General features: G+C 48.3%; 12 protein-coding genes. 3 read left to right on the forward strand and 9 right to left on the reverse strand.

The features are described from left to right. Positions 1-95: 95 nt before the first annotated feature. The 6 genes from ACYVSB_RS01615 to ACYVSB_RS01640 all read right to left on the reverse strand — a co-directional run bounded on the left by ACYVSB_RS01615 (position 96) and on the right by ACYVSB_RS01640 (position 6,775). On the reverse strand, positions 96-1,283 hold the full coding sequence (locus ACYVSB_RS01615) for a cation diffusion facilitator family transporter (RefSeq protein WP_125599719.1): 1,188 nt from the start codon (positions 1,281-1,283) through the stop codon (positions 96-98). 232 nt (positions 1,284-1,515) lie between these two features. After that, positions 1,516-2,790: a GGDEF domain-containing protein gene (locus ACYVSB_RS01620; protein ID WP_125599716.1), complete on the reverse strand. Its 1,275-nt coding sequence runs from the start codon at positions 2,788-2,790 to the stop codon at positions 1,516-1,518. Positions 2,791-2,827: 37 nt separating this feature from the next. Beyond that, entirely contained in the window at positions 2,828-3,991 is a 1,164-nt protein-coding gene (locus ACYVSB_RS01625; RefSeq protein WP_461218168.1) for a GGDEF domain-containing protein, read from the reverse strand. A gap of 369 nt (positions 3,992-4,360) precedes the next feature. Then, a complete protein-coding gene (locus ACYVSB_RS01630; RefSeq protein WP_461218169.1) occupies positions 4,361-4,924 on the reverse strand; it encodes a DNA-3-methyladenine glycosylase I in 564 nt (187 codons plus the stop codon). 106 nt (positions 4,925-5,030) lie between these two features. Beyond that, on the reverse strand, positions 5,031-5,519 hold the full coding sequence (locus ACYVSB_RS01635) for a universal stress protein (RefSeq protein ID WP_125599708.1): 489 nt from the start codon (positions 5,517-5,519) through the stop codon (positions 5,031-5,033). 101 nt (positions 5,520-5,620) lie between these two features. Further along, on the reverse strand, positions 5,621-6,775 hold the full coding sequence (locus ACYVSB_RS01640; RefSeq protein WP_461218170.1) for a glycerate kinase: 1,155 nt from the start codon (positions 6,773-6,775) through the stop codon (positions 5,621-5,623). 127 nt (positions 6,776-6,902) lie between these two features. Between ACYVSB_RS01640 and ACYVSB_RS01645 the strand changes: the two genes are divergently transcribed. From ACYVSB_RS01645 to queG, 3 genes are all read left to right on the forward strand, one after another. Continuing rightward, a complete protein-coding gene (locus ACYVSB_RS01645; protein WP_461218171.1) occupies positions 6,903-7,697 on the forward strand; it encodes a tyrosine-protein phosphatase in 795 nt (264 codons plus the stop codon). 830 nt (positions 7,698-8,527) lie between these two features. Then, positions 8,528-9,061 carry a hypothetical protein gene (locus tag ACYVSB_RS01650; protein ID WP_125602321.1) on the forward strand — a complete coding sequence of 178 codons (534 nt, stop codon included), beginning with the start codon at positions 8,528-8,530 and terminating at the stop codon, positions 9,059-9,061. Between the two features lie 16 nt (positions 9,062-9,077). Then, positions 9,078-10,256: a tRNA epoxyqueuosine(34) reductase QueG gene (gene queG, locus ACYVSB_RS01655; protein ID WP_125602318.1), complete on the forward strand. Its 1,179-nt coding sequence runs from the start codon at positions 9,078-9,080 to the stop codon at positions 10,254-10,256. A 36-nt stretch (positions 10,257-10,292) separates the two neighbouring features. On the opposite strand, the gene ACYVSB_RS01660 is transcribed toward queG, so the two are convergent. The 3 genes from ACYVSB_RS01660 to ACYVSB_RS01670 all read right to left on the reverse strand — a co-directional run bounded on the left by ACYVSB_RS01660 (position 10,293) and on the right by ACYVSB_RS01670 (position 12,849). Further along, positions 10,293-11,120 (reverse strand): hypothetical protein, encoded by an 828-nt coding sequence (locus ACYVSB_RS01660; RefSeq protein WP_461218172.1) that lies wholly within the window; start codon positions 11,118-11,120, stop codon positions 10,293-10,295. Positions 11,121-11,123: 3 nt separating this feature from the next. Then, positions 11,124-11,885, reverse strand: coding sequence for a type I 3-dehydroquinate dehydratase (locus ACYVSB_RS01665; protein ID WP_461218173.1), 762 nt, complete (start codon positions 11,883-11,885; stop codon positions 11,124-11,126). Between the two features lie 103 nt (positions 11,886-11,988). After that, positions 11,989-12,849, reverse strand: a complete 861-nt coding sequence (locus tag ACYVSB_RS01670; protein ID WP_461218174.1) for a MerR family transcriptional regulator — start codon at positions 12,847-12,849, stop codon at positions 11,989-11,991. Positions 12,850-12,872: the final 23 nt, after the last annotated feature.

A 12,872-nucleotide genomic window follows, 5' to 3' on the forward strand; every position in this document is an offset into this window, starting at 1 on the left:
GCGGTAGCGCGATGCTACCCCGCCGCACCTGACAAACCACACACACTTCTAACCATACCCCGGCCAAAATGGCTCAACCGTTCTAAATCAACATGCTAAATCAAGGTATGATCATGCATCGCATAATTGTGGTCAAAGGTGATCTCGGCGGTAACATCGCCGAGGATCTTCCGCAGATCGTGGTTGATGCCCACCAGCAATTCATCATCGCTAACCTTGACAGAATCGGGAACGATCACATCAAACTGGATCAGATGATCGCTGTTGACTAACCGCTCCACATGAAAGTCGTGGGTTTGCAAGCCCAACTGATAATGACCAATGACAGCTTGGACCGCTTCATAGATCTGAGCGGATTTCCGGCTCCGAATATCGATGGGATCCACATGGCAGACCATATGAATGTGTTGCTGATGCCAGAAATCATGTTCGATTTTGTCGATCACCTTATGGGCGTGGTTCAAGGACCAACCACTGTCCAACTCAATATGGACCGTGGCGAAAATACTATTGGGACCGTACTGGTGCACCATCAGGTCATGATAGCCCAGGATCGCCTCGGAGTCGTCCAAAAGAGTGGTCATTTTCGCCAGCAAGGCGTCTTCCGGCTGGTGACCTAGGAGCGAGCTGATAAAAGAGCGAATCATGGTCAAGGCGCTGATCAAAATATAAATGGCCACCGCTAACCCGACATACCCATCCAACTGCCAACCAGTCATATTCTGGATAACGGCGGACACAAGGACGGCGATGGTGGCATAAACATCATTCAAGCTATCTTTAGCAGTGGCAACTAAGGTCAACGAGTCAATGATTTGCCCGACTCGCCGGTAAAACAGCACTTGCCAGATCTTCAAACCGATCGACAGTGCGAGCACCACATAAACCGCCGGCGCATAACTTACACTGACTGGATCCAAGATTTTCTTAAACGACGTTGTGGTGAACTGCAAGCCAACAAACAGAATCACCATTGAAATCAGGAACCCTGCGATCGTTTCCGAACGTTCGTGACCATAGGGATGGTCGTGATCGGGTTTCTTCTCCGCCATCTTAAACCCGATCACCGTGACCACCGATGACAACATATCGGATAAGTTGTTCACAGCGTCGGTGATGATCGCGATACTACCCGAAATCACACCAATCACAATTTTCAACCCAAAGAGAATCAAGTTAGAAATAATACCAACCAAGCCAGCAAAGAAGCCGTAATTGGCCCGCCGCTCAAGCGCTGAGCGATGGCGATTCTTCTTCGCTAACCAATTTAAAAACAGTTGCATTGCTCACGCCTCCTTATGCCCCTAACTTACCTACCAGTATAGCACGGGAGCAACCGTAACCACAGCGATTGCCCTAAGAGACAATCTCCCCGATCGACCTAAAAGCCAAATAAAAAAACGCACCACCGAATTCGGAGGCTGCGTCCTTCTGCGTCCTTCCATGAAAGCTTACGTTAAATACCAAGAACTCTCAATCTACTACGATCAGAAAGACCAGTTCGTGGTGGAACCCCTAATTATTATTAGAGCTCGTTTCTTCAGCGTTCTGTGAACCTGCTCTGAGAAAATCAGCCCGCTCGCTAGCCAAGCGATCAGCCGCCGAAATCTTATCCGCCATATTCTCGTCAGCGGTGATGGTCAAATCGGTCGCCTCACTAACGATTTGATTGCCACCATGGCGTTTAGCAGTATAAGTTAATAAATCCACCCGATCAAAAAACTCCTTTGAAGTTTCATCCGTGGGTAAGGTCGAATTCAGCCCACCTGAAAAGGTCAAATCGATAATATTGCCTTTATATTGAAAGACCGTATCACGAACTTCCATCAGAACAGCTTGACTCGCAGCCTCCGCATCCGTGGTTGAGACCTGCGAGAAAACCAGCGCGAATTCCTCGCCCCCGATTCGATAAAAAGACGCGTCCTGCTTCGACTTTAAAGCTCGTTTCACCGCGAGACAGAAATTAATCAGGACATAGTTACCCGCCAAATGGCCATAAGTATCGTTAATGCACTTAAAGTGATCCAAATCCATGATCATCATGGCCAGTGGCAAGCCCTTCTCTTGACTTCTCTGGAAAGTATGCTCCATATTCAGGTTAAAAGCATGGTAATTATAGGTGTGCGTCAAACCATCAATATACGCTGCCTGGGTCCGTTTAAAAATCATTTCTTGGTTCAGCTGCATTGAATACGACAACATGTAAGGAATCGAAATCAACACCACCATTTGAATCATATAGGTAACGACTGTCGATAAGCTTGCCGTATACGTTTTAGCGTAGAGAACGTTATAGCTATAATAGCCCACCCAAAAAAGCAGACCGGCCAAGTTGAACAGAATCAGACGAACAACCCAATGCTTGATGTGCGGCGTATTTCCGATAAATAAAATCACAAAAAAAATCGCCGCATACATCATAATATAGAAGAGTGAGTTAACCGTGATTCCCCGAAAAATCAAATAACCCAAACAAATAATGTCGAACGACGCGATGACCACATCAGTACTCACGAACATCATCACCAGAATCAAGGTGACCAGTTTCAGATTAACCAGCAGCATAGGCGACGCATCATTATACTTCTGAAAAATAAACATGATCAGACCAACCGAGGAGAAAAAGGCGGTTGCCAAAATCCGCAAACGCCAATCCATTTTCCCAACCCAGATCGCCTCATTAGCATGACGCGAAGTGTAACTATTGCTAACGAATTGAAATAAGAAAAAAATCCCTAAAATGACCATGAGTTCAATAAACGCGAACCCATTACTATTAATTCGAATCATCTCAACAGCTCCAAAAAGAAATTCATACGATCAACAGTCAATCGTTAAGCCCGTTCATCAACCGCGGTCCCACAGTGATTTGATCACGGCCTTTTTGTTTCGATAGATAAGTCAGACCATCGACCCGATCATAAAATTGCCGTGAGGTCAGGTCATCCGCTCCGGTTTGGGCCAATCCTCCGGAAAAAGTCAGTCTAATCGCCGTACCGCGATATATAAATTCGGCATCCCGTACACGCTGCTCGATTTGTTTAGCCAAAGCGAGCGCCTGAGCAGACTCTGTCTCAGAAAAAATCAGAGCGAATTCTTCGCCGCCAATGCGATAAAGTTTATACTCACTACTAACAGGGAGTTGCTCAAGCACCACTTCACAGAAATGAACCAAGACATAATTCCCCGCCAAGTGACCATAGGTATCATTGATGTGCTTGAAATGATCCAAATCCAATACCATCATTGATAAGGGTGTCTGATTCTCCTGACTAAATTGAAAGGCATGTTCCAAGTTCAAGTTAAAGGCGTGATAATTATAAACATGGGTCAAGCCATCAAGATAAACTTCCTGAGTCCGTTTGAAAACCGTCAATTGATCCAGCTGCATTGAATACGCAACCGTATAAGGTACCGAAATCAACACAATCATTTGTAACAGATAATAGAATAACTGGCGCACCGACATGTCCAACACATGCATGATTTGGACGTAAAATGCGTAGGTCGCCAGCCAATACAGCGCGCCCAAAAGATTAAAGAGCAGTAGCCGCCACCAAGGGCCGACTTTGGTGTTGCGCGTCACTCCTAGCAGAAAGCCGAATAAAACCGCATAAAAGACCACATAGGCCAAGGTGCTAGGATCAATGCCATGAAGCGCGAAATAATATAACGCCGTCACATCAAAGACAGCCACGATCACATCCTGGCTGACAAAGGTCATTACCATAATCATTGAAGCAATCACTAGATTGACCGCGATGCGTGAATCACTGGCAGTTAATTTCTGAAAGGTAACCAAAATAATCCCAACGAGACAGAAAAGAATCGTGGTAATCAAGCGTAACTGCCAATCCATTTTCCCGACCCAAACCGCATCATTTGAATGCCGCCGTGAATACGAATTCCCAACAAACTGAAAAACAAACAAAGTTCCAAAAATAACAAGCAATTCCATGACGATCAACGTCACGCCACTGATTTCAATCATTTTTCCTTCCTTACGAAATGTTTAAACCAACGGCACGATTGGGTTGAGCAACCGTACTTGCCCAACATTTCAGCGAGCATCATCATCAACGATTAGCATGATGATATGAAAAATGGAGGCCAGGCCTCCACCGATTTATTGTGTAATAAGAAATATACAACCTAAGTAAATAATACGTCTTTTATATATAATTATCAACTATGATTATCAGGTGAACAACCAAAAATAGGCTACTTTGATAAAAATATCTGTAACTACTGTGACCAGTTTGGATCAGCCATTAAACGCTCCACAAATGGTCAGACCTTGTTGCTGCGGCGTCGAAGCCAGTCAACCAGCCTTAGACGACCGGCAGCCGTGGCCGGTTCCTTAATTCGCGGTTTTGGCGCGACAGCCGACGAGATGATCGTCCACCACCCCAACTGCCTGTAACCACGAGTAAATCACAGTGGGACCGACAAATTTGAAACCCCGCTGTTTCATATCTTTGGCAATCGTTTTGGCCAAAGGTGAGGTGCTAGGCACATCAGCATCTTGGCGCGGCCGATTGATGATCGGTCGACCATCAACGAAATGCCACAAGTAAGTAGCCAAGGAGTCATACTCGCCGCTTGCGTCCAATTTCAAGATCGCCTGCGCGTTATTGATCGTGGCACTAAGCTTCAGCCGATTGCGAATAATGGTCGGATCTTGCAACAGGCGTTCCAAATCGTTGTCCGTCATCGCCGCGACTTTGGTCAATTCAAAATCGGCAAAAGCTGCTTCGAAAGCCGCTTGCTTGTTTAGCACCGTTTGCCAACTCAATCCTGCCTGATAGGTTTCCAAACACAACCATTCAAAGAGCAACCGCTCGGAATGTTCTGGTCTCCCCCAAATCTGATCATGGTACTGTTGTAGCGCTGGTGACCCCTGCGCCCAAGAACAATTAGCCATCAAAAAAGCCTCCATTCACCGTTCACCTTATTTTAACAGAGGTCAACGGAAATGGGGGCCATTAGTGGAAGTATTCAGATACTAATAATTAGCGGCGCTTCAGAGCTTATTTCTTACGGCGCCGGCCTTGATACTTGTTTTCCAAATCGGTCCGAACAATCAACACATCGCACGGTGCCTGACGATTAACATATTCAGTGACCGAACCCACCAGAACCCGTTCCACCGCATTTAAACCAGTTGCACCGATCATGATCAAATCAGTATGATGATCCCGGGGGAAATCTTTGGCAATCACGACTTTAGGATTTCCAAAACGGACATGGATGCCAATATCTTTCAGCCCATCACGCTCGATCGTGGCCGCCCGAAGATTCTCAAGATAGCTTTGCGCGTCCTCAGAAATCTGGTAGATCGCATCGCCAGTTAAGCCGCCACCATAATTGCCAACAAACTGTTTTGTATCCAGCACGGTCAGTAGATCCAAATGTGCGCCGTTTGCTTGAGCGACTCGCTTGGCCTTGTTAAAGGCTAACTCTGCTTCAGGCGAACCATCGACTGGAACCAAGATATTACGATATTCTTGCTCTAACATTTCTAGCACCCGCTTTCTCTTCTATACTAAAATCATAAACTTAAACGTTGATAAATACAAGAATCAAGACATATCATCTTCGCCACCCAGCATAGTCAAAACTAATCATGCAGTAACTTCAGCACTTCTTGAGTCGTAAACGATAGACTTTGGCGAACTTCAACTTGTCCCGGATCAGCCTCCGTAAAGGACTGTGGCACCTGCATCCCGATCAAGGTCGGCAAAACCAGCAAGCTGACTGTTGGCCACGGTGTCCGCGCTGCCGGCAAGCTCCGGCTCAATGTCATGAGTACCGTCGGCAATTGCACCAACGCGCATTGTTCCGCAAGATGATAGATCAAGGAATCAACAAAGTCATCATTGACCGCGCCAGCCGTTAACAAAGCAGCATCAAAGCCGCTCATTATTCTGTCCAGATCCAAAACGCGGATCAGCCACGCGAATGGATCTGTCTCGATCTTCGCCCCTAAGCAAGACAAGGCGCCAGCCACGCCACCGGCCGCACCGGTCCCCACCGTTTCGTTCAAATCAACACTGAATAACGTCCGCAAGGTGCGATTGACCGCACCAGCACGGACATCTAGACGAACCACTTGTTCCGACAGTAAGCCCAACTGCTTACCGGCCTTAACGATGCCACCATCATGACCACTATAATTCGTGGTTTCCTTGGTCAAAACGGTGAGATGGACCTTCGCCAATAATTCTGAAGTCTTGGCCAAATTGATCGAGCCAAAATTGATCAACGGATTCTCACCAACGGGGATCGGATCCCCGCTCTCGTCAGAAATCACGGCGCCCAACGCCTGCAACATTCCCAAACCACCATCGATCATCCCCGTCTCGCCCAGGATCAAAACGATCTCCTTAGCCTCATTAGTGACCGCATCAAGGATCAGCTGGCCTAGGCCATAGCTCGTCGCGTGGAACAAATCATGATTCTGATAAGTTTGACTCAAAACAGGGTTACTGAAACTCGTTGTATCGATCAAGGCGGTGGTCTCATCTTGCAAAACCGTCAATAAATATGTGGTCTGCGCGCTACCCCAGGTCGGACCATAGAAGGTAAAATCAACCAGCTCACCATCATTCCATTCATGCATCCCAGCAATGACCTGATTCAACTCCCCATTAAATGGCAATGAGGTCACCTCATGATCCCGATGATCTTGTTGTAAAACTTCCTGCAGAACTTGGCCACAGTCCGCACCTGAAACGTTCGCGGCCAAAGCCTGATTTGCAATCAAAATTCGCATAGTGCACCTACCATTCTCAAAATAATCAAAAAGATGATCCCAACGAAAAAATAACAAACAATTGCATGACACTGATTCTCTGTTATGATTAAGACGTTCCCAATAAAGTGATTGTGAGGTTTATTAAATGACAACACGTCTTCTAAAAATTGAAAGCGGGCACAATTTTCGCGAATTGGGCGGCTATGCCACTCAAGATGGACGCCATCTGAAATATCATAAAGTGATCCGGGCCGGCCATCTCTGCGATCTTTCCACGACCGACCAACAGAAACTAACTGCTTATGGCGTTCGCCAAGATGTCGATTTCCGGTCGCGCGATGAGGTCGACAAGGGCCCTGATCGGGTGCCCCAACAAGCTGATTATATTTTCAATCCGATCTTTGCCGTTGATGAGACCCGCAGTACCGAAAGCGCCGCCCAAATCGCCGCGACGCTAAAAGCGGATCCAAACGCCGGCTACCAACAGATGATCAAGGTCTACCATAATCTTATCACGGACCCGCACGCACAGAAAGCCTTTCGCCAATTCTTTGCCTTACTTTTGGCCAATGACAAAGATAATGAAGCCTTACTGTTCCATTGTACTGGGGGCAAGGACCGTACTGGCATTGGCGCTTACTTGTTCTTGAATGCTTTGGGCGTTGATCAACGGACGATTCGCGAGGATTATCTCTTGACCAACACCGTCACGAAAACATACTTGGATGAATTCTTGACCAGTTTACGAAATAAAGGCGAGAGCGAGATCTCAATCCAGAATACCCGCTCTTTCTGGGTCGTCGAACCTGGTTATTTAGATCAAGCCGAGCACGATATCACAGAAACTTCTGGAAATGTTCACAATTTCTTAACAAATATCTTGGATTTAAGTGAAAACGACTTACGTGATCTCCGCCGCATTTACTTGACCGCTGAGTAGCGGGCCAAGCTTCGAAAAATCGAAATCAATTGGGCACAATTGCTTCATAGCTTTCCTTTACTATAATAAGCGTAGTCAATAAATGACTTCCCCCCCAATAATTTTGAAGCACAAATTTCTTTTTCATCTCCCCCCAATACTTGAAAAAGATAACATTCGATAAGAATGGAAAAGACAGGCCATAGGCGCCTGTCTTTTTTTGTGCTCTTTTTTTGCGAACTTCCGGCCGCGCATCTTGAAGATGACTCGCTTGGATCGGTAATTCGGTAATTCCGGGTCTCAAATCCCAGCAAATTAAGGGTATAAGCAAATCGGGACAGCGATCCCCAACTCGCCGGTCTTCGGATCAGTCACTTAAAGTAGCGCACTTGGAGGCATCGATACCTTTTTGTGTTAACAAGACGGTCTAGAACTCTTGGGGAAGGATCATCGGCCAACCCCAATGATTTAAAACCGTAACCACGTCCCTTGCGCCTCGAGATCGGCGGGTGAGCCTGGGGTGACCAAAGGTTGACCGGATTTTCCCATCTTAACAAATATGCTATAATTCAGTCAGATCAGGGTTACTTGGCCGCGACTCGTGACGAATCGGCGCACAAAAAAAGCGCCGCAAGCGCGCCGCTGATCGAAACTATGTATGAATAAATTGTGAAGATTGTGTGAACAAAGTGTGAAGTGTGGGCTGGTAAGCAGATTTCCCTTTGGCGTTTTTGTTCAGATACGTTTGTTCGCTCTACTTACATTTCTTATTGTACCTTAAAAACCGGAAAACTTCAAATTTTGTCCCCACTTTTACCAAATTAATTTGTCTTCGATTGGAGTATGGTCCCATGGTCAATCTTCCTGCAAAAAGAATTGCATTTCTCGCCATGATGGCAGCCTTGGCTGTCATTCTCGGCTTAATCACCAGTCCCTTGCCCAACTTCTCTTTCACGGTGGCGTTCTATCTGCTCCTGATTGATTTCGCCGGCTTCTCCTCTGGCTGGTTGGTGATGCTGGTTGCAGTATTGGCCAGCAACTTGCGTACTGGTGTCGGTCCCTGGACGTTGTTTCAGCTACTGGCCTATACCTTGATTTTTCTGTTGTGGTGGGGCGCGCTCCATCTTGATTGGTTAGACAAACGCTGGGCGCAAACTTTTGTTGCCGCTTTATTAGCGTTCAGCTTCGGGTTCTGGAATGCGCTTTTGAACGTGCCTTTCTACCACTTACCCCATTTCTGGGTATATTATGCCCAGGGGCTGGCCTTTGATGGTGCTTTATGTCTGGCAACCGCCATTGGCTATTGGTTAATGAATCGTTATTTGTTGCCTTTACTACAACGGCGTGTGCCCGAGTTGGCCCGCCGCCATCGTGGTCAAGATTAAGAGAGGGCTGAACAAAATGGAAACAAACACCTTGAAACAAGCGATTATCACTGCCAGCAAGGCCATCGGGATCGACAAGATCGGCTTCACCACTGCCGCGGATTTCGAGCATTTGCGGCCAAGTTTGCTGGCCCAAAAGGCGGCCGGTCACACGACTGGTTTTGAACATCAGAACTTAGATGAGCGGCTGGATCCCGCTTTGATTTTTGACCAGCCGCGCTCGATCATTGCTATTGCGCTCGCCTATCCGACCAAAATGGCGACCCGTCCACCTCGAACGACATATAAGCGGGGCCAGTTCGCGCGGGCGTCTTGGGGCAACGACTATCATGAAATTCTCCGGGACAAAATGAACCAGTTGATCACCGCGATCAAAACGTTGGCTGTGGCTGACCCAGACTGGCATTTCAAACCGATGGTCGACACCGGTGAGCTGATTGACGTAGCCGTGGCCCAACGAGCCGGATTGGGATTCATCGGCCGTAATGGTCTCCTGATCACCGAGGAATTTGGTTCCTATGTCTATTTAGGTGAGATCATCACCAATATTCCGTTTACGCCAGATCAACCGCAAGCCAGTCAATGTGGCACGTGCCAGCGTTGCATCGCCGCCTGTCCGCCGCAAGCTTTGCTAGGTGATGGCCGCCTAAATGGGCAACGTTGTCTCTCCTACCAAACGCAAACGAAGGGGTTGATGCCCACCGAGTTTCGTCCCATGATTCGTAATGTGATCTATGGTTGCGATATTTGCCAAATTGTTTGTCCCTTCAATCAAGGAAAGAATTTCCACTTCCATCCTGAAATGGAACCAGATCCTGAGGCAACCATGCCGGAATTGGTGCCTCTGTTGACCATGACCAACAAGACCTTCAAGACCAAGTTTGGTCCCTTGGCTGGTTCCTGGCGCGGGAAGAAACCACTGCAACGAAATGCGGTGATTGCCTTGGTCAATCTGCGTGATCGTAGTGCGATCCCTCATTTGTTGGCCGTGATCGAGCACGATGTCCGTCCAGTTATGCGGGCCACCGCCGCTTGGGCCGTTGTGGAATTAACAGAGTACCGTAATCCCGAATTAGTCGCTTTCTTAACGGCCGCTCGGCAACGCGAGGCCCCCGCCGACGTTGAGATCGATCAAGAATATCAAAAAGCGATCACCAAGCTGAAGGACCGTCCGAAACATCCTTCTGCCAGCTGATCGCCTGACGGTTTACTAAATTGCAAGACCAAAGAATCAATTGGCTGATTGGGGCACAAGATTCTTGACGTAGGTTGTTGCTGGATCATCAACGCTGGTCAACTGTGACAGGTCCCCATTCTTCGTGAATTTCAGGATCTTCTCCTGCCCGGCACTGGTCAGTAACTTGATCTGCACCTGGTTGGTGGCGTTGTGGCTCTGGGAAACGCGATAAGTCCCTTGCTCGACTTGACCGTTCGCACTCAGATAGCGCTGATAACTACCGTTAGGATCAAAATTCATGGTGATGGCATTGACTGCATTCTCGTCGGTATTCATCCAAGTCCCAACTAACAGTTCTTTGAGCGCCTGCGGTTTCGCGGTGAACGCGTGGGGCATCCGAATCTCCGCGGAAAGATCAAGTGCACTGTCCTTCAGTTGGAACTTGCCAAAACCAGCGAGATCGATCGTCTGTTTATCCTTAGCAAAAGTCAGCCAGAGATAGTTGCCGATCGAGCCAATGTCTTGGTCTAATCCATGCAACTTCAATAAGACATCACGTCCAACCGCACCAGCCAATTGATAAGTCCCGCTGATTTTAGCATCCGTTCCAGTCTCATAGGACCACTTACCCTGATTGTCGAAAGTAAACGTCACCCCGTCATCATTGTGCCAGATCCCGGCTAGGGGGACCTGGGCCAGAGCAGTTGGCGCCGTAGCGTTGGCGTTTGTTTTACCTGTGGCCTGCTTAGAACTGGTCTTGGTTTGCTTGGCTGTGCTGGACTGACTGCTGGAATCCTTGGTTGTAGAATTGGATCGCGGCTGACAACCAGTCAACAGTAAGATGGGGACAAGCAGGAACAACAGATATTTCGTGGATTTCATTGGTTATTTTCCTTTCATTGCGGCAGTCAACGTGGTCAACTGTTGGTCTAAACGGCGTAAGGGTAACTGACCCGGCGCAGATCCTACTGCAGTCAGGGCGCCAAAGCTCCAAGCAGAGCCGAAAAGCGGTCCTAAGATACGGGTGATTTGACCCGCTGGACCCATGGCCATGGTAATCAACGCGGGTGCCAGTCGTTGGTGTGCCCACCAAGTCGCCTCCAACAAGGCCAGACAATCCGCTGGACTTGCAGCCCAAGTGGCGACCTTAAGGTAATCCGCTGGCGCGGCCCAAGTCTGAGCGTGGTCCAAGGCTAGTTGCAGTTGTTGACGAGATTGTGGCTGCCAGAAATGTTGACTCCACACAATTGGCATTGTGGGACCTAGCAAATGACGCAGCGGTGCCAAGGCCGCTGTTTGCGCGACCTCCAGATCCCAAAGATCCCCATGTAAATGCTCGATCAGACCCGTCATTTGGTCCTGGTATCGGTCACTACTGACCTCAGGCTGCCCCGGTTGTTCCGTCCGCCATGTCAGCAATAATGGCAAGTCAGGACAGGCTTGTTTGATTTGGTGATTGGCTTGGGTCAATTCCGACCAAGCTGACAAATCATGCCACGCATCCAGTCGCCACTCAATCACTAGGGGTTGCCGGACCGTGAGGGTTTGTAGCTGTCGTAATTGCTGGGTCAATTCCGCGATTGTGGTAGCCATTAGAGCCACCGCGATTGTTCCAGGTTGATTCAAATTCGGTTGAGTCGTCATCATATCATATTTCCCAAGTAAATCCCCACTTGTAAAAACAACGTGACCAAATTGCCGTCACGTTGTTGTTTTTGTTATCTTTTTGTCATCTTGGCTGGTGGCGTGCCTACTTGTTGCTACGAATCTTCTGCCACCAAGATTGTTTCTTCTCTGCTGGTATCTGCATCGCCGCCAAATCATGGGGCTTGTCATAGACTTTGACACCCGGATCAGCCGGCTGGGGCTCATCTTGATAAACCAAATGATGGGTCGCATCAGAAGCGGCCGTGGGATCATCACTTGGCAAAGGTTCCGTGAACTTCAACTGACTCGCACTTGATGCAACGGTACCCGGACCCGTTGTTGGGGCTGGCTTTTCCGGGGATGACGCTGAGCCCGGTTTCGTTGCAGCCGGCGGAATGACCGTAGTAGTTGGCTTGATTGTAGCTTGCGGTGATGGTGCCACTCGCGGTGCCGGTTCCTGCCTGGTGCGCCGTGAGTCTACCGCCGAATCAAGAGTAGCGCTGACCCGGGCTACTTTAGCTGCCGTAACTGCCGGCGCGCGCTGAGCCTCAAGTTTGGCAACTCGCTGTTCCAGCTTAGTGACCAGTTGCTGAGTTGAGCGTAGTTCATCGACCAGCTGGCGAATCAGCGTTCCTGTCCCCGCGGGATTTTGTTCGGTGTTGACCACCGGCGTCGGTTTCTTCTTCAGCCCGGTAATGATTTGCGATTGAGCCGGGCGATAGATTTGTTCTGCCGCTGACTGCAAGGTCATGTTCGGCTGCTTACTAAGTTCTGCTAGTTCCTTTAGTGACGCGAGATCTTTTTCAGAATATGCCCGAACATTCTGTTGATTCCGCGTAAAATAATGGCTATTACCCGTCACCTTTTCGATCAGCAAAGAATACTTCCGTAAGGTTGGTACACTGATATGAAGTAACGCGGCCAACTCTGCCGGTGTATATGGTTGTTGTGCCTCTTCTTGCATTTCATTCACCCCATCACAAACTT

Source organism: Lapidilactobacillus salsurivasis, from assembly GCF_054785215.1.